Origin of the sequence: Bariatricus sp. HCP28S3_A7, from assembly GCF_052066375.1 — a bacterium.
Lineage (GTDB): Bacteria > Bacillota > Clostridia > Lachnospirales > Lachnospiraceae > Allocoprococcus.
The window spans coordinates 1-19442 of sequence record NZ_JBQHSG010000036.1 but is presented as its reverse complement, the minus strand read 5'-3'; the positions used below and the strand labels follow the sequence as shown (position 1 = coordinate 19442).

At 35.4% G+C, this 19442-nt stretch carries 18 protein-coding genes; 4 read left to right on the top strand and 14 right to left on the bottom strand.

Annotated features, from left to right (window positions below; all coding sequences use genetic code 11):
* Positions 1-240: 240 nt before the first annotated feature.
* The 9 genes from ACTNA4_RS14670 to ACTNA4_RS14630 are packed head-to-tail and all read right to left on the bottom strand — an operon-like array spanning position 241 to position 12209.
* Positions 241-2307, bottom strand: a complete 2067-nt coding sequence (locus ACTNA4_RS14670; protein ID WP_441030797.1) for a hypothetical protein — start codon at positions 2305-2307, stop codon at positions 241-243.
* A 1-nt stretch (position 2308) separates the two neighbouring features.
* Positions 2309-4927, bottom strand: a complete 2619-nt coding sequence (locus tag ACTNA4_RS14665; RefSeq protein WP_441030795.1) for an ATP-binding protein — start codon at positions 4925-4927, stop codon at positions 2309-2311.
* A gap of 9 nt (positions 4928-4936) precedes the next feature.
* Complete coding sequence (locus ACTNA4_RS14660) at positions 4937-6040, bottom strand: DNA cytosine methyltransferase (RefSeq protein WP_441030793.1); 1104 nt, start codon at positions 6038-6040, stop codon at positions 4937-4939.
* Position 6041: 1 nt separating this feature from the next.
* Entirely contained in the window at positions 6042-6509 is a 468-nt protein-coding gene (locus ACTNA4_RS14655) for a very short patch repair endonuclease (protein WP_441030791.1), read from the bottom strand.
* Between the two features lie 16 nt (positions 6510-6525).
* Positions 6526-7746, bottom strand: coding sequence for an LlaJI family restriction endonuclease (locus ACTNA4_RS14650; RefSeq protein WP_441030789.1), 1221 nt, complete (start codon positions 7744-7746; stop codon positions 6526-6528).
* A gap of 11 nt (positions 7747-7757) precedes the next feature.
* Complete coding sequence (locus ACTNA4_RS14645; protein WP_441030787.1) at positions 7758-9641, bottom strand: McrB family protein; 1884 nt, start codon at positions 9639-9641, stop codon at positions 7758-7760.
* Positions 9641-11074, bottom strand: a complete 1434-nt coding sequence (locus ACTNA4_RS14640) for a DNA cytosine methyltransferase (RefSeq protein ID WP_441030785.1) — start codon at positions 11072-11074, stop codon at positions 9641-9643. Before ACTNA4_RS14640 ends, ACTNA4_RS14645 begins: the two co-directional genes overlap by 1 nt.
* Before the next feature lies 1 nt (position 11075).
* Complete coding sequence (locus ACTNA4_RS14635) at positions 11076-12011, bottom strand: DNA cytosine methyltransferase (protein WP_441030783.1); 936 nt, start codon at positions 12009-12011, stop codon at positions 11076-11078.
* Positions 12012-12209: an antitoxin gene (locus tag ACTNA4_RS14630; RefSeq protein WP_178815419.1), complete on the bottom strand. Its 198-nt coding sequence runs from the start codon at positions 12207-12209 to the stop codon at positions 12012-12014.
* 139 nt (positions 12210-12348) lie between these two features.
* Here ACTNA4_RS14630 and ACTNA4_RS14625 point away from each other — a divergent pair, with 139 nt between their 5' ends.
* Positions 12349-13509, top strand: coding sequence for an HNH endonuclease (locus ACTNA4_RS14625; RefSeq protein ID WP_441030781.1), 1161 nt, complete (start codon positions 12349-12351; stop codon positions 13507-13509).
* A gap of 50 nt (positions 13510-13559) precedes the next feature.
* Here ACTNA4_RS14625 and ACTNA4_RS14620 read toward each other — a convergent pair whose 3' ends face one another.
* The 5 genes from ACTNA4_RS14620 to ACTNA4_RS14600 form a co-directional block, all read right to left on the bottom strand.
* Complete coding sequence (locus ACTNA4_RS14620; protein WP_441030779.1) at positions 13560-14834, bottom strand: plasmid recombination protein; 1275 nt, start codon at positions 14832-14834, stop codon at positions 13560-13562.
* A 308-nt stretch (positions 14835-15142) separates the two neighbouring features.
* Positions 15143-15520, bottom strand: coding sequence for a TnpV protein (locus ACTNA4_RS14615; protein WP_441030777.1), 378 nt, complete (start codon positions 15518-15520; stop codon positions 15143-15145).
* Positions 15521-15550: 30 nt separating this feature from the next.
* Entirely contained in the window at positions 15551-15922 is a 372-nt protein-coding gene (locus tag ACTNA4_RS14610) for a plasmid mobilization protein (RefSeq protein ID WP_441030775.1), read from the bottom strand.
* Entirely contained in the window at positions 15906-17000 is a 1095-nt protein-coding gene (locus ACTNA4_RS14605; RefSeq protein ID WP_441030773.1) for a tyrosine-type recombinase/integrase, read from the bottom strand. The genes ACTNA4_RS14610 and ACTNA4_RS14605 overlap by 17 nt, the downstream gene beginning before the upstream one ends.
* Complete coding sequence (locus ACTNA4_RS14600; RefSeq protein WP_022431210.1) at positions 17001-17198, bottom strand: hypothetical protein; 198 nt, start codon at positions 17196-17198, stop codon at positions 17001-17003.
* Positions 17199-17567: 369 nt separating this feature from the next.
* Here ACTNA4_RS14600 and ACTNA4_RS14595 point away from each other — a divergent pair, with 369 nt between their 5' ends.
* Genes ACTNA4_RS14595 through ACTNA4_RS14585 form a run of 3 tightly spaced genes read left to right on the top strand, consistent with a single transcriptional unit; the run spans position 17568 to position 19388 of the window.
* The gene (locus tag ACTNA4_RS14595; RefSeq protein ID WP_441030771.1) at positions 17568-18209 is read left to right on the top strand and encodes a helix-turn-helix domain-containing protein; all 642 of its coding nucleotides are present in this window, start codon (positions 17568-17570) and stop codon (positions 18207-18209) included.
* Positions 18210-18260: 51 nt separating this feature from the next.
* Positions 18261-18974, top strand: coding sequence for an EcsC family protein (locus tag ACTNA4_RS14590; RefSeq protein ID WP_441030769.1), 714 nt, complete (start codon positions 18261-18263; stop codon positions 18972-18974).
* 33 nt (positions 18975-19007) lie between these two features.
* Positions 19008-19388, top strand: coding sequence for a hypothetical protein (locus ACTNA4_RS14585; protein ID WP_441030767.1), 381 nt, complete (start codon positions 19008-19010; stop codon positions 19386-19388).
* Positions 19389-19442: the final 54 nt, after the last annotated feature.

Sequence of the window (19442 nt, the reverse complement as noted above, 5' to 3'; positions counted from 1 at the left end):
CATAATGTTCAGCCAGTTCCTGATAAGTTTCATTAATCTGCTGGTCTCTCCATCCACCATTGTGAACAACTGCAGTCTTGCAGTTATCCGGTACGAGAATCTTAGCAACACTGCCTGTTTTCTACCTGTTGCGTAGATTTTTAGGTAATTGTATTGTCATTTTGTTGTCACTATTTTCAAAGAATACTCCAAGCTTCTTATTGCATCTAAGCCAACCGATACCCCAACGCTTACTACAATTTATTTACATTGTTCTATCGAAACCATATCACCAATCTTCAAAACACACATATTTTTCTTCTCACCACCATCCAACATACATTCAAACTTAGTACCTTCTTCTTTGATTTCGATACACTGCACGTTTTCTTGTATTTCAACTGCTATTCCCAATAAATTAGAAACTGCATTTTCTAAATTGCTTATATCAATATACCAATCCATCTTTTCTATGTGCTGCCTATTCATGTCTCTATTCGGTGTTAATACCATATCGATTGAAACATATATTAAATCATTCTGCTTCAATTTTACTTGCACTTCCTGTACTCGTGACATGTTCATACAATCAAATGGATGTCTGCCTTGATGTTCTAAATACATCTTGTACAAGTAAAGCATATATGGATGTTTCAAACGGCATATTCTTCGTATTTTATACTCTACAATACCATTCTGCTCTTGATCGCGTACATAATCGTTCAGCCGAAGTACCCTACTGGACTGACTACTATTTAGTATGAGTTCCAATGCAGCGCTCTCTTTTTTATTTATGGCAAACAATGCTTCATAATACGAAACTAATTCCTCATATAAAGTCTCATAATATGCTGGCTCAACACCACTTGCATTATATTGTTTTTTATTAATATCCAAAATGCATTTTCCATCGTCATTGAACTGACACAATTGCAAAATCTGATTTTCTATAAATTTTCTGGAACCATATCTTACCTTCAAAGTCTTAATGGTATCATCTTTATTTTTCCGGAAATTTGAAATAAATAAAAACTGTCTATTCAGCTCTACACTACCATCAAGACTACTCTGATTTACAGTAGTTGCGTTAACCAATTCGGATATTCCATTCTTTCTCTTTCTCGTGGAGCTATTCATCATATCACAGTCTTGACCAAGCAATATGTAAATTTCCTTTTTTATTAAAAATATGTCTCCAGATGCAATGGGCTCCCTATATTTATTAACACTAAAATCAAATGCTTCAAAAGTATTTAAGTCCAACATTTCTTTTGAAAACTCTAACTTTTCATCTTCCAGCAAGCCTATCAGACGTGTCATCCCGGCAACTGTTGTAAGTTCTTGAATATCACTTAGCTTATACTCAAATAAAAGCTTTATCCAATTTGTAATAACTTGATAATTAGTTATACCCTCATAATCTGCCATACTCGACAAATAATAAGCAATATTTTTATTTCGAACAGCCTCATCAAAAGCATCTCCTAACACCCTTTGATAAATAACTTTCAAATCTGCTAACATATAACTATATGAACTTTTTGTCAATGCTGCTTGAAAAACATTTTTAGGCTCTCCTTTTTTAATATACTCAAAATATACCTTATCTGTAATACAATCGCTGTTATCAAAAGAACTATATATTAACCCTATAATATTCAGCCTTCTTTTTTGTTCCGATTGCAATTTTTCGATATAATTTACTATCTCTGTTGCGCTTTTTTTGTTTTTCATTTGGTCATCTATTATGCACACCATCATACCTTGGGAACCAAAAGAATCCTCAATATACTTCTTAAAATCAGCTTGTGTGGCAGCTGTAAAGTCTCGAAAAATTCTATATTTTTTCCAATGCGCCTTATTATGAAGGAACTCGTCAAACAATTCTTCATACAAATTGGGAATATCTACACCCACTCCATATGACGCCAGAATACTTAATGAATCTTCTTTATGAGACCAACTATCCATATCAATTACACTGTATTTTTTCTTGACTTCTTCTAATACTTCAAAATATTCTCTTTTTTCCTGTATTATTTCAAATGATGTTTCAATATCATTATATGGAATTTCGTCTTCCCAGTTCTCTATCGCATCAAAAACATTGTCAAACTCATTTACAAATGCTTCCAACTGATCTTTTCCTGTAGAATTTATTTCGCCAATCTCACTTAACATTCTATTACGATTAGTTATTGACATTCTAGCAAGACCATAGCAAATTTCATTTTTTCCAGTGTTTTCGATAAAATCATCTTCAAATATAACAATATTCTCAACATTCAAAACATTAAACATTTTCTCATATGCAATTTGTTTTTCCAACTTATTTCTCCTCAATGTTTAAAATCAATAAAAACTTAAATTTGTTACCATATTTATTCCTTTCATCCAACAATTGAATATCTGCGGAAAACGATCTCATTAATTGTTGTACAATATAAAGTCCCATCCCTCGACCTTCACGATTAGGTTTCCCTGATTCTAATGGCTGAAAAAGAATATCTTCCATACTTTTTATTACACCTGTTCCTGTATCATAAACAATAATTTCTTCGTCACTAATATACTCCACCACAATCTTATCGTTTTCGTCAGAACCATAACTAATGTCATCTAATGCATATTTTCTTCGTCTATCAATCCAATATGCCGCATTAGTAAACAAATTGTAGAAGACATGTATCAATACACCTTTAGGCACAAACCACTCTAAATCATTTGTTTTACACTCAATCTGTATTTTTTCCTCCTGTAATTGTAAAAGATTATCCTCAATATTTTTTACCAGTTCCGAAATATTCTGGTACTCAAACTCATCATATGTTCCCTTCTTTATAAATGTTTTTTCTAGGAAATTATATAAATTCCCTACATCAGACATCTTGTTGGATATCGCATCATAGCTCCTACGTATAGGATTAACATGCTTGTTAAACACTCCTACATCTTTTTTGTCTACAAAATATTCTTTCATGAACTCAAAATGAGGAGTCACATCTGAAATCTTACTGGTTTTACATACAGAATCCAATTCGTGCGTTATGGTCTCTGTTATTAATCCATTTGCCATTAATTTAAAATTATTATATGCCTCTACCTCTACTGTTTTTAGTTGCTCAGATGCTTCATTTAACAAAACTGTTGCCTGCTGCTGTATTCTCTTCTCTTCTTCTATGTGGTCTGATGTTTCTTCCATAATAGAAACTATTTTTTCGACAATCTCTTTGCTAATCACATCCTTTTGGCACTCTTCTTTCACAGCATTTATAGCTTTTTGTAATTTATCTGAAACATTTTGGGTTTTCTGTGAAGCATTTGTAATATCATTAAGATTCTTTTTTACTTGTTTCTTTAAACTTACACCCAATAAGCCATTTTGCTCAAAAATTGTTCTTAAAATGTTATTTGCACTTCTATTTAGCTCATAAAAAAGTTTATTAAATATAACATTTACGACCATTTTAAATGACTCTGATGTATCATTCTGTATTATATCCAAACGTGAACTTATCTCGCGAATATATTTTTGCTTTTCATCTGTCAACGACACATATCCTATAGTATTTCCCAAATCAAACCTATACCATTGTTGCCCCTTTGTTCTAAATTGCTGTAATTTAATCCAATCACTTTCTTTGTTTCCCAAATATCCTATTCTATATTTACTTCTATACAATTTTATTCCATTATTTTCTGCCAAAAAAGTTTTTAGATCTTTAAGATGAATTTCTATGTCTGACTGCTTAATTTCTTTCACAGCTTCAATAATAATATGTTCCCCTATCGCAGCATTTTGTTTAAAAGTAAAAATTTGTCCATTTATTGGTATTATTGGTTGCAGACTATTTAGAAGTATTCTTGCACACTTAAGGCTATATTCTTTTCTTAATTCTTTATTCTCTATACTTTTTTCATACAATTCTTCGTATACTTCCGAAATTACTTTTAATAGTTGTTCCTCTGACATACACTTAACAAGTACATTATAGATTTTATCTTGATTGTTCTCCAACAATGTTGCATAAAATTTATGTGTCTTCCTTAATCGTTTAAAAGCTTCCGGTTTCACCATAGCCCTGTGCACACGTTCTAAATACCACGGTTCCAAATCTAATGAATACTGCAATACTATTTCTTTTTTTTCATTTATCAACAGCTCAAAGTTGTGCTTACTTTCAGAAAATTGCAACATTTCAACATTGAAATCAACATCCAAATTCTTATTTCCATAATACATTGATATTACATTTTTCTTCGATGTTTCAAATGGTGAAATCAAAAAATTAATAGCAGATTTTAATTCACGATTAACTGGTGTTTTCAGTTCCTGTCCTAGCTCTAATGCTAACTGCTCTGGTATTTCTATAAAATCATGAATATTTATATTAAAAATCCAAAGCCTCGTATATTTACCCGCCACTTTCTTTATTTTAATTGACGGTACCTTCCCACCTTCTTCTGTGTATCCAATTTTCTCCCAATCAATAAATGTTAATGTTGCAAATGACTCATCCAAAGAAGCCGTTTCAATCAGCAAACATGTTCCCAATCTTTGCGTTGCTAATCTTCCTATTCCCTTTTCACCAAGCATAGCATCCTCTTCTTTTAGCTTAATATCAGTTCCCACCTCTAAAAAACCTTTATTAAGTTGGTTTTCATTCATTCCCTTTCCATTATCTTCAATAACAAAAATTGATGTAGCCTTTACTTTTTCTTCTAAAAAATTATATAATTCTTCTGGTAGCCCAAATATAAATGCGTTACTCTTTTGTGCCTGTACAAAATCATTGTAAATATGCAACCTTATATCTGATGCTTTTGCATCCAAAGAGTTCTTTATAAGCTCAGTTACTGCAACATCTGATGTTGTAATCAAATCTTTCCCCAAATGATTTATTACCCTAGGATTAATCACTATCTCTCTATATTCTATCTGGCTCATGTTTTCCTCCTAAATCCCAAAAAATAATCTTATTTTTTCAGCAATTTTGCGTGACATCAAATATGGCACACCGTTTCCTACCATTTTAAACTTCGCACTCAGGCACACAGTAGTCGGCAATACAAACCATGCAGGTAACGACTGAATAGCCATTGCTTCTGCCACACTTAAGCGACGTGTTCTATATGGATGAAGATGTACCTCATTATTTCCATAAGCTGCTGTAGGAGAATACTTCCATCTGTGCAAACGCTTGAATGATTTCCTACTAGTATCTCCTTCTTGTATTGTTAACATTTTCGATTTTCCACCTTTAACTTTAAATACATCTTTTCTGTTAGAATGTCTATATACTTTATTTTTCCTAAACCACTCTTCTACTGTTAACTCTTTGGGAACATCATATTTAAATTTTCTTTTACTTTTTTCACGATATTTCTGTGGTTTTGGCCAATTCATTTTCTTCACTGTCTCGGAATCATATGGCAAATTTGCATTCCACGGAAAAGCAAATGTATCATTCACACTTATTACTTTTCTGGCTAATTCAGTACCTTTCAAAACGCCTATCATAAATATTCGGTCTCGATCTTGAGGCACTCCAAAATCCAATGAATTCATCAATCGTTCAGATAATATATATCCGTTGCGTATTAATTCACTTTTAAGCTCTTCAAAATACTCTCGATGCTTTTGCGTTTTTATCAGTCCTTTTACATTTTCGAACAAAAAGAAATCTGGTTTAAAGCGACAAATCATATCAATATAGCTTTTTGCCAATTTCCCATTTTCACCTTCCCTACCTTTATTTTTCCCTCCTATGGAGAAATCCGGACATGGCGGACCACCTATAAATCCAAGCAACTCATTATTTTGTCTTTCATCGTCAATGTATTGTTGAAAAATATGTTCTCCATTGCCACTCAAAAAATAATTAATATCATTTACATGATATCCATATACAGGTTGATTATAATTGCGATTTTTTCTCGCATAACAATATGAATCCATAAATTCCTGTTTGAATTCATTAACAAAAACAACTTCGTATCCTGCATCTTGAAATCCTAAATCCAACATTCCAACACCGGCAAAAAATGAAAATATCTTCATGTCAATCCCAGTTTCCTTCTATACTAAATTCTTCCTTTTCTTTGAAAGTCATATCAAAAATCGCCTCTTCCACAACCTTCACACACTCATCTGTATGCTTCTTTATATCATCTCCCCAGAACCGGATAACAGTCCAGCCTTCGAACAGCAATCTCTTATTTATTTCATCATCCCTCTCTCTATTACGGGATATTTTGCTAATCCAGAATTCGCTGTTATTGCTTTTTTCCAGTCTTGGTTTTAAAACTTCCCAATCTTTCCCATGAAAAAATTCGCCATCACAGAAAATTGCTATCTTATACTTTGTAAGTACAATATCTGGACTTCCTGGAAGTTTTTTATAATTCTTACGATACCGATATCCTTTATGCCACAAAGCTTTTCTCAATAAAACTTCAATTTTTGTATCCTTACCACGGATATTTTTCATATTCTTATGTCTCTGCTCTTTTGTTAAAACATCTGCCACAAAATCACCTCAACAATCAGCTTTGTATTAACTTAGCCAGTTTTTCTATTTCTTTCATTTCCTGCCGCACATTTATGTTCATCAAAGTCTTAACATCTATAAGAATACCTTGAATCTTTTGATATTCTTCAGAATTATCTTTCCAGTTACTAACTGCCTCACCTACTTTAAGCATTTCTGGATTATTAGGATTCTTACCTTTTATAGAATCAAAAGGCATAAGAAATGCATTGTATACCTTCATGTTGTTGCCATGTTTTTTCTTAAACTTTTCTTCATTAACCACATATTCTCCATATGTAATCTGCTTGTTAATTGATGTAGATTCCGGCAAATCCCATGCTTTACCAGTCACTCCGAATTTATAATATTTTGCATCAAGAATGTATACATTACTTCCGCACAACATAATCGTGTCTGGTTCCAACGAAGCATTGTCATATCTATCTCCATTCACATACCAGACTGTCTTTGGAAAATAATCAGCTTTATTTTCAACACCAAACACTTTATCAATCATTTTTTCCCAAACATACTCAAAACGATAGGTTCCATACCGGTAGTTCTTATCAGAATCTTTGTCACCTTCAAAATCAATTATTGCCAACATATGCCTAAACAACATTCTGTTTCTATCATTAAATGTATTTGCAATCTTTTCTTTAAGAACTGACCGGAAGACCCTTTCCCGTTTCTCTATTCGTGGTTTCTTTGGCATCATTTTTGTAAAAAGCCATCCGATTCGTTCAAAGCTCTCATACACACAATATTCATGTATTAACGTAATCAGTTCATTTTCCTTTATACTATTTTTCTTTGTAACGAAGTCAAGATAAAACACATCCGTATCCTGTACATACGGTCTTTGAGTTTTTATTGTCCTGTTCCAATTTACCTTACCTGTTTTTGCAATCTTATATGAAACTTCCTGTTCCCTGTAATATCCTTTTGCAAAAAAATCTTTGATTAGATAAATATATGATTGCAATGGAAATTCTACTTCATCAAAGCTGCTGCCTTCTGCCAGTAGCTCTGATTCTCTACGCTCTGTATTTGCAGTAAGCGTCGTAAACAGCAATATAATGTCCTTCCTCAGTTCCTTGTTATCCTCTGATATATGGTAACCCATCGGGAAATTGATACTAATGTCACCATCATCACATCTTAGCCCCACAAAGGTATCCATTTCACGATTAGAATTCACTCTGCATTTACTTCTGATATCTATTTCCCTCAAAAGATCACCACCTAGTTTTCATCATTTTCTGTATCCTTCTGCTGCATTTTTGAAAGCATCTTTTCATATACACTTAATCTCAACACTGCAGCCAGCTTATCAGTTGTAGCTGTTTCATATGTAACAACAACATCTTCCAAGGACTTGCAATTTTCATTAAATATTGCAATCTTGTCCATTTTGAAAGCATCATCCCATAAATATTTAAGGACTTTTTCTGGAAATCTGCTGACTTCCAATTCTTTTTTCTTTGCAAAGTATGTTCCAAGACGCTTGTCTTCAGAGCTTGCCATATCAACATTAATGTCAATAACCATATCATTAATTACCGTGGCGAATGCGCCCCAGCTTACCTTTGTACCAGCGATTATGTCTTTTGAATGGGAAGATTTTTCAAAGTTATTTTCTATCTGTCTCATATTCCATCTTCTCTGGAATGCAGTGTCTAAGGTGAATACATTCTGATCTGCAGTATTCATCGTTGCCAGAATATACATATTTGAAGGTATTCTTACGGGATGTTTTTCGTCTTTATATACTTCTTTTGCAACCTCATAATTTGAAATTCCATATTCACTCTCACCCACTTCTTCAGCAGGAAATTCATCTTCGTCCTTTCGGTCAAGCAACTGGAATATCTCACCAAATATTGCTGGTGCATTGCCGCGATTTAATTCTTCAATCACAAGATAATAGTAGTTTTCTGGATCATTTTCTGCTTTCTTTAACATTTTAGTAAATGGTCCCGGTGTAAATATGTATTTCAGCCTATCATTACCAGCTTCATCTTTTTCAACTCTAGGAAGAATCTGACCAACAAAATCAGAATACATATAATCTGGATGAAATACCACACGCTCCATATATTTTTCATCAGAACAATATTTTGTTTTTATTTCATGACTCTTTCCAGCTCCCGGCACACCATACAGCAGAATATTTTCAGCACCAGTTTTTCGCACACCAGATATTTTTTCTGCTTTCTCCGGTTCATCCCCGTCAGAAATAGAAATGCCATATGAATTCTTATTAAGACATCTGTAAATATTCAAAGCCTTTTGTAATTCTGTAGAATACGACTCATTCAATCCTGCTGCCTTAATAATATCTGGTGCTCTAAATTCTTTATCAATGATATTTTTTCCATATTTTATTCCGAAAATATGGATAGATGCCACCTGCATCTTATCCTCTGCATTACTATACATTTCAAAAAGAATACTGCCCAACTCTTGAATTGTAAAATCTCTCTTTTCAATCTTTGAATCTTTAATTTCAATAAGCTTTTTAATATCTACTTTTGTATTTGTAGGCAATTTATAAAACTTATTATTAAGCACTGAAAGATGATATTCCCCTTTTGTTTCATCAGCAGCTTTAATACCAATACAATCATAGAACAGTTTTTCTTTATGCTTCAGTAATACCAGATAATCTCCAGTATGCAGCATTTTTCTAAATGTCACAAAATCCGAGTCATCTATAGTAGTAAGAGACAACTGTACTTGATCCGCCTGTTCTTTTCTGCGGCTTCTTACTATGCTGGCCCGAACACACCTGCTTTCATTTCCATCAAAAACTATTCCACTTTCCTCACCATCAGACAAATACGAAATATTATCTTTATAAATATAAAGCGGTATCTGTGTTATGAAGTATTTCTTCAACTGCTCATCTCTATCATCATAATTGCACTTAAAATAGCCATCAGCCATCAAATAAGGGAACATATTCATCTGCTCACCAGATATTGCAATATGAGTCTGATTTGTTGTTCTTCCCTCATCCAATGTATTAGATGTTTCAAGTCTTTTTACTATTATTCCATCATATTCTTTTGCTGAACATTCCGGGATTATATTTTTTATTATCTCCATTGCTTGTGAAAAATCCATCAAACATTACCACCTTTCATATAACGTTTAATTACCTGCGCGATTGCTCTTCCCAAAAGTGGAGGGACAGAGTTTCCTATCTGCATATACGTTTTGGTATATGCTCCTCTAAAGAAATAATCATCAGGATACGACTGAACTCTCGCAGCTTCTCTAGGAGTAAGACCTCTTGCCTGTGTGGGATGAATGTACATATTGCAATCGAACTTCATATGCGCCGTTATAGTCTTGCAGACTTTGTCATTTTCCAATTTGAAATATTTATCCTTAAAAATATCATTTCTTCTGGCATATGGCATAATGTCTGCAATCTTAGGATCATCTGAACGATCTCCTTGAGCCATACGTCCATAAATTTCTATATCCCTATCATTATTGTATCTTGCCTTGTGATTTGATACTACAGCTACCGTTCTACCTTGATTAATATATGAGATATATTCATTAGTATCAGTAATATTATTTTTCTCTATTTTATATCCACTTTCTACTGAACCAGTCTCCGTCGCATTCTTGATTCTGGAAGCTTTTAATTCTCTAAGCGCAAATAAGGCATCACCAAGATTATGTTCCGGAATACTTTCACTAAGAGCAAATATCTCACTGAAAATTTCTTCGTTGTCAATACCAATGCAGTTTCCAATATATATCAATCTTTCTCTATTTTGAGGCACGCCATAATCCTTAGCATTCAAAACATGACATTCTACAGAATAGCCGATATTACGGAAATCCTCTTTTACCTGTTCTGCCACAGACAACATTCCTTTAACATTTTCCATAACAAAAAACTTAGGACGAACTTTTTTCACAACCTCCACATAACTTTTATAAAGATAATTTCTTGGATCATCTATTAAACGCTGTCTGTTAGCCATACTGAAACCCTGACAAGGTGGTCCACCAACTACAATATCAACACTTCTACCGTCCAACAATTTTTCGAGATTTTTAACTACATCTTTGATATCTCCCAGCACTATGTGGTCCCTAGGTGTCTCCGGATGATTATGTGCATATGTATCCACACAACAGTCTTGAATATCATTTGCAAGACTTGTTATAAATCCTTCCTGTGAAAACCCTAATGATAATCCACCTGCTCCACAAAACAAATCTATCATCTTTAAAGAACGATTGCTAACGTTCTTCCTTGCATTTTCAATATAAGTATTACAATACTTGCATACCGGACACTTAGCGCAATTCTGTTCTTTTTCATTACAGATAACAGCTAGTTTTTCAAACGCTGCCTTAAGCTCATTGTCACTTTGTACATCATCTCTGTAGTGCTTCGCTCTTGCTGCAAGAAACTCTTCATCTATAACTTTTGTAACGCGTTCCAGACATACATCTATAGATGTACTTTTTTTACCACCCAGTCCAGATTCAGCGAATGCTATAAACTCACTTTTGTCATTTTTGTATTCCATGTCAATCTACCCACTCTCCAAGTTTTTTTAACGTGTCCTTTACGGATTGGGCAACTGCTTTTGATACATTTACTGTGACTGCATTACCGAATTGCTTATATGCCTGACAGTCAGACACCGGTATCTCAAAAGAATCCTCAAATCCCTGCAATCTTGCACACTCTCTTGGTGTAAGTCTTCTTACCCTTCCCTTTTGTGTTACATAATTATCTTGACAGGCTCTATGCATCTTTGCCATAGTTGCACATAATGGTCTTGCAATCTTTAAATCTATCTCTGATTTTGCCTTATATCCACCTGTTCCATCGGATAATATTGTAGGCAATATCTTGTCCGATAAAAAGTACTTATTATCCACATCATGTTCTAACAGATCCTGTAATGTTTTATTGAGTTCCTGTTTCATTGGAAATTCATATTCCGCTGCTTGATTATCGAAGCATACAATATATGTTCTATTTCTAGTTTGAGGAACACCATAGTCTGCGGAATTTAATATTTCACAAAATACTTTATATCCCAATACATCCTGCAATACTCGATGGATTTCCCTATATGTTTTTCCTTTATTATGGGTTCTTAAAGATCGTACATTTTCTAAAATGATTGCTTTTGGTTTTTTACCTTTTTCTATTTTATCATTCACTATTTCTGCAATTCTAAAGAATAATGTTCCTCTGGTATCTTCAAACCCCTTCTGCTGCCCCATCATACTAAACGGCTGACATGGAAATCCTCCAATCAGCACATCACAATCCGGTATTTCTTCTAAAGGAATTTCATTTATATCACCTAACACAATGTGTTCGCCAAAATTAGCCTTATATGTCTGCACCGCATATTTATCAAAATCATTTGCCCACACAATATCATAGCCAGTATCTACAAAACCTTTGTCCAGCCCGCCAAGTCCGCTGAAGAATGATACTACCTTCATCTATTCTTCCTCCTTTAGCTTGTTACTTTTTATGTATTCTCTAATCCAAGAACCAATTTCAACAGAGGCAGTTTTCCCTTCGTTGCGCAACAATGTCATAAATTCATCTTTAACTGCCGGTTCAATTGAGATTTCTATTTTCGCCGTTTTTATTCGACCTGCTGGTCTACCACAATTACTTTTCTTTTTATTTGTCATTGCATTTCCCTCCGTTTAATATACATATTATATAATGTTTTTATCAGGGTGTAAATAGGCATTTCAGAAAACTTTCTGTATACACTTCAACGCTCTCTTGATATAATATATATAAGTCTATAGAAGGGAGAATTGTTGAATGTACAGACAAATTATTAATGAACTAAACCAATTTTTGAATTTCATAAATATACCTGGTATACCACTTAATCCAGACGCTTTCCAGGGAGTATTGGTTAAAAAGCTTTCTAATCAGAATATTATAAAGGATAAACGAAGAATTAATGCAGGAGATATAGTTTCAACTGTCAATCAGACCCACATAGATATTACCGGGCGCCAGGGAATGCTATTTTTCTTTGAAGAATTGAACAATACCACAACATCTGTTCAAAGTATCGATATTGATTTATATGATAACAATTTGAAATATCTTCATGAAATCGACCATGCCTCAAGCCAAATTGACGCAAAAGGGAACACCTATTTTGTCCGCCAAACAACTAACCTGCCTCCATTTTTATCAAACTGGGATTTAACACTCCATAGTTCTGCCTATAAAAAATATGGACATACAGGTGACCAAGTCCAAATTAATATCCCCGATTCTGAAGAAGCTTTTACCCGGCTTCAGAGATATTCATTCCAAGATGATGCCCTTGTCATGCTAAGATATGATTATTTGCGTTACGTTGCTGTTCTCGTCCCTTCTGAACTTTGTGCTAACTTATATTCCATTACAAATACGCATGGCAACCAGAATATAAACTTCGCGGCATTAAATCCTGCATATAATCCAGTACTAGCGCATCAGATACAGTACGAAACCATTTCAAAAGATGTAAATTATGATGATATCGATGCTATTACATTACAGAATACACTCAACAACAACCCAGGTGCAGGCACTGACATTGAGAAGATTGTAAAATCCCGCGTTTCACAGGGTTCTTTCCGAAGACTGCTGCTTCTCGAATGCCATCAATGTAATCTTTGTGATATTTCTACCACGTCAGTATTACGTGCCAGTCATATCAAAGAATGGTCTGAATCCTCCAGAGAAGAACGTATTGATGCGAATAACGGTCTACTCTTATGTGCAAATCATGATGCTTTATTTGATCGGCATCTAATATCCTTTGAGCCTAATACGGGAAATATTTGCATATCGGCATCAATTGATAGTAATCAGCGAAAAGCATTGAACCTTTCGGAATCAGCCAATCTTTCTATGACAGATCGCATGAAATCCTACATGCAGATACACCATAAAAAATTTATTGAAAAAGAGAATCAATAATATTCAATTGCGAGATGTGATTACCATCATACATCTCGCAATATTAATTTTCACCTTCCTCTCCCAACATTCTTGACTTTCTCCCCGATCCACTCCATGAACTTCTCCAGCAGATTAATCCCACCAATCACAAACTGTTTCATAAACTCATACGCCTTCTCCAGCTTGTCCTTTAGGCTACGATTCTCCTCCCGCAATATATGATTCTGATACCTCAGTTCTATCACCTGCTCTTTCAGATAATCATCTCCATCGACCGCACCCAGAAGTTCTTTCTTAAGCCTTTCCGCCTCCTCCAGTTCAAATTGCGCCTGCTCAGTCTGCAATTTTGCAGTATCCGATATCATCATCCACTTATCTGCCTCTTTTTGTGCCACCTCAATTTCCTTCTGTTTATCTGTGAGCTTATCCACATTCTCATAATACTCTAACCGCAATTCAGAATTCTTAAGACGTAAATCCGTTCCCTCCAACTGTAATTTCTGAGTTTCAGCCTTGGTATCATCCAACATCTTTTGAGCTTCGGATTGTTCTTTTCGAATACTGACACGCTTATTCTCAATTTCCTTTTCCAGAGATTCAATCCTTTCCTCTTTTAATTCAAGAACAACTTGTGCCCCCTCTATCTCTTCTTCAAGTGCAGCCACTTCTTTTGCCCGCTCCTGCTTTTTATAATCCAATACGGATAAATGCTTATTGTGTGTGTCTTTCTTTTTCCAGTCAATTCCGTACCGGCTCATAATAAGAGCAATATCATCTTTCTCTGCCTCCGCCCACTGCTTCCATTCGGTGTTCCCTTTGCCTTCGCTTACAAATCCTCTGGTAGCAAGTGCCGCCTTAAGACTCGTCTTAGTTTCCAGTCCTCTTTTGCAACCGGATACCCAAGGGATAAAATTCAGATGCAAATGTGGTGTTTCCTCATCCAGATGAATATAAGCACCAATCACATAAAGCTGTGGATTGCGAAGTTGAAACTTTTTCACATAATCCTTCAGTACCCATGTTGCAACCTCTGCAGAAGAACTACCTACTCCGGTATCATCCCTATTGCCTATCTGAACGATAACCTCATAAAATAATTTTTCCTGCTTGCTTCGGGAAATCTTATCATAATAACTTTTAATCTGCCTGTCCTTGCGTTTCTGTTTTGCATTGTATTCCTTAAGTGCCTTGTCAAACAATTTATGATAAGCCTGCTTAATATCCTCGTGGATAAGAGTGATGTTATTCTTGGTACGGCTGGCATCTACATTGTCAGCTATAAATCTTCTAGTGTTGTGCCCGATGGAACCTTCCCCATTCATGAAACTTATTGTTCTTTCCATTGTCAAAATCCTCCTCTTTTGGTATGTAAATAAGCACCTCCTTCTTATCCGTAATGAGTGCCGGATACGGCACGAAACAGCAGATTTCCCTGGGAAGGTTTTGTTACTTTTGTCAAAAGTAACGCAAAAGCACTTTTGACAGCTTCGCAATCAAAAATGCAGACCCGAAAGCGGGTTTTGCGCTCCTCGCCGGAGTGGCTATACGGCTCTCCCCGCCGGATAAAGCTCCCTTTTGGGAGCTTATAAGTCGCGGATACGCGACATATTATTTACCAGCCACAGCTCCGATACAGAACTCCACTTATCCCCTAATGAAAACAATTCACCACATCATGCAGAACTACTTCCTCTGCTATCATTCTCGCCTGAGTCCGTAGCTGATACATTTCCACAAAAGAATTCGACTGCTTGGGTTTATGTTTACGCAACCACTCATTTTCAATATCCTCCAGCAATTCATAAGCTACTTCATTTACCTCGGTCGCCTTATCATGTAATTCGCCAAATCGTACCAGTCTTCTGTATCGCTGCGGATATTCCTTCTGTATGTAATCCATCCACATACGACCATATTTTCCAACATCTGTACTGTTTTCCTCTCCACCTAATGTAATCAACGGATAAAAAATGCCCTCTTTTTCTATGTATTTCACACCTAATTTTTCAAATAATGTTTCTTCGCTCATATCAGTCACTTCCTTTATACAAAACATCTGTTATTCCTCATTTGGTACTGTAAGTTGCTTCATATCTGCCAATGTTCTCGGTTGTTCCTTGAAGCCTTCCAATATTTCCAGCATGGAGCGGATGGGAGTAAGTAACTCCCCATCCATATCCGATGCCTTTTCTATTCTTTCAAGTTCATGCCCAATTCTTTGCAGGTTCTGTCGGAACTGCACTAACATCAACGGATTGCCTGTAGCAACCACCTTTTGATGAAGAACACTCTGGATTATATAATCCTGCTTAGTACGAAATCCGCTGAGCTTCACTCTGTTATTCAGCTCCTCGTTTTCCTCCGGTGACATGCGAAATGCTATTGTCACATTTCGCCACCTGTTTTTATCGTCTCTATTCTTTTCTGACATTGACTAACGCCTCCCTTTCTGTTTCCAGTTGTGCTGCCATATCCGTCTGCACCGTTGGAAATAAATGTGCATAATGATATGTGATATCAACCGCCTCATGCCCGACTCTTTCCCCTATTGCCAATGCTGAAAATCCCAAGTTAATCAACAGAGAAATATGAGAATGTCGTAATCCATGAATTCGGATTCTCTTCACTCCTGCAAGCTTTGCACCCCTATCCATTTCATGATGCAGATAACTTTTTGAAATGGTGAAAATTCTGTCATCATCCCTTATTCCATAAAGACTGCTTATGAAATCCTCCATCTCAACAGCAAGAAAATCCGGCATAACAATTGTTCTGTTACTCTTTGGTGTTTTCGGGTCTGTAATTACATCTTTGCCTTCCAGTCTCTGATATGACTTGTTTATCCGAAGCGTTTTCTTTTCAAAATTGAAATCACCCGGTGTCAAGGCAAGCAGCTCACCTTCACGAATACCAGTCCAATAAAGTATTTCAAATGCATAATAGGAAATAGGCTTATCTGCCACGCACTCCAAAAATGCCTGAAATTCCTCCTGTGTCCAGAACTCCATTTCCTTATTTTCTTCTTTGCCCATAGTTCCGGCTTTTCGTGCCACATTATCCTTTAGACCATACATATTTACCGCATGATTTAATATGGCACTTAGCTGATTATGAATGGTTTTCAGATAGGTAGGGGAGAACAACTCCCCATTATCCTTTTTCAGCTTCATAATCTCATTTTGCCACTGGATGACATCCGAGGTCCGAATATCATCCAGTTTTCGCTTCCCGAAATAAGGCAGAATCTTTGTCTCAATGATGTGCTTCTTTGTCAGAAAAGTATTGCGCTTTATTCTTGGCTCTAAATCCGTCAGATAAATATCCACAAAACTTTTGAAGCTCATACTGATACTCTGATCCTCTTTCAGTTTGAAATTCCGCTCCCATTCAAGGGCTTCGCTCTTCTTGGCAAAGCCCCTCTTGGTTTTCTGTTTCCTTGCTCCGGTCAAATCCTTATAATAAGTTCTCACCTCCCACATTCCGGTCTTATTATTCTTGATAACTGCCATCTATCCCACCTCCTTATCCGTAGATAGCCCGTAGATTCGTTTCATAAAATACTGTGTACTGACACGTCCTTTTATTGTCACGAATCCATCAGCCTCAAGTTCCGCATTCAGCCGTCGTATCAGTTTATAGGAATACGATAGTGAAACTCCCAGCATTTCCATTACATCCTGCGCTGTCAAAAATCTCTTGTTCTCCATAAGCTAATGCCTCCTCTCTTTTGTTTTTATTATTCAGTTCATTTTTGAACGGTTATGATGTGTATTATATTAACAGTTCATTTTTGTACTGTCAATACTTTTTAGCAAAAAAACATTTCACTTTTGTACTGTTAATGATATAATGTACGCGAAGGCAAAAGTGAGCATGGAGTTTTGCCGATTGACATGCGAAACATGAACAAGCGGCAAAGCACCATGAGAACGCGCCCGCAAGCGAGGAAAACTGAAGTTTTTTCAAGTTTTTGCCTTCGCAGAAAACGTATTTAGTATTAATGTACGATGCATGATTTGTACCTCGTGTCTCCGTGCATGCTACAACACTCATTCCACGAATAAGGAGCAGTTAAGATGGGCGAGAAATTCACCAGCCGGGTAGGCTATTTGATTCGAAATTTCAGAATTGCATCTGATATGACGCAAAAGGAATTAGCAGATAAATGTGGATTAAACGAATCCACCATCCGAAACTATGAACTTGGAAACAGATATCCGGATGAAGCGACTTTATTAAATATTGCAAACAATCTAGGAGTCAGTTTTTATGCATTATCTGACCCTGATGTTGCAAATATATTCAGCGCACTTCATGTGCTGTTTGACATTGAATGGGCATATGGATTACGCCCTACTATGAAAGGTGAAGAAGTTTGCTTTAAATTTGAAGAGCGGCTTCCAAATGCCGGTCCCCGTCCACAGGAAGACCTTGATAACTTCCGAAAGATGGTTGAGTATTGGGCACGTTTACGAGACAAGCTGGAAGATGATGAAATATCAGAAACGGAATACTATCTCAAAGAGATAAAGTACCCAATGAACCCAACAGACCCAAATAAAGAGTACACTGTCTCATTGAATCTTGATGATGACGACCAGATACTGGTTCAGAATATGAATGAGGATGACGATGCAGAAGAAACTGCTGAATTGTTAAAAGACTTGTTTCCGGATTTCTCTTATGTGAAGAGGAAAAGGAAACCCAAAAAAGATTAACCCTCGCGAAATTTACATTGTCTCTAAAAAAGATAAAGGAGAATTCAACATATGGAAATGAATCAAAATCAAATAATGGAACTATTGGATACATTATATGAAAAATCCATAAACGGCATCCCTAAAGTAAGTCAACCTATTGATGTTTTAGCCAATGATTACTTATCAAAAAATAATTCAACAGAAAAAGCAGCAAGACAATTTGTAAATTATCAAGTTGCTAAGTGTACAACTTCAGGATTTGTAACCGGATTAGGCGGACTTATTACATTACCCATTGCCATTCCCGCAAATGTCAGCAGCGTGATGTACGTTCAAATGCGTATGATTGCCTGCCTTGCATATATGGGTGGTTATGATACTAATAGCGACCAGGTACAAACATTAGTTTATGCTTGTCTTGCAGGCATTTCTATTGATCAAATAATCAAACAAGCCGGCATAAAATTTGGAACTAAATTTACTACTGCCATGGTAAAAAAGATTCCCGGTACTGTATTAACAAAAATCAATCAGAAGGTAGGATTTAGATTCTTAACCAAATTTGGAGAAAAAGGTATTATCAATATTGCTAAACTAGTGCCTGTTGTTGGCGGTGTCATTGGTGGGGGATTTGATTTAGTAGAAACCAAAGTTATTGCAAACAGAGCATACAAAATGTTTATTAAAGGGGATTTTAGTGCTTTAGACGATAAAAACGATGATAAATTCATAGATGCAGAGATAGATATTATCGAAACACCAGCAGATAAAAGTAATTCTTAGTACGCACAAATTATAAAAGGAGGTATCTTGCCCATGACACCAGCGGAATGGCACTCAACATTATTTCAATTTATAGGTTTAATATTAAGCCTTGCTACGTTTATTGGATCCATAGTAGCAATATATTATACATATCAAAATCTCAAGGAAATGAAAAAACAATTAGCAGAACAGAAAAATCAATATTTTGAACAAAATAGAGGAAATCTTGTTTTCTATATTTCTAAGAATAGAGAAAATATAATTCATTCGCTTATAATTAAAAATTTCGGTAATTCTCCCGCCAAATTAATATCTTTAAAAATTACTCCAGATTTAGATTGGGGTAAATCAGGAGAAACTGGGTTAAAAGATTTTAATGATATTGGGGTCAAAACCATAAATAAATTTGCCCCTATTCCTATAGTACCTTGAAAAATTCATATTTTGTAGTATATCGCCGGACTTTTTGGGATATATGCTGGATAT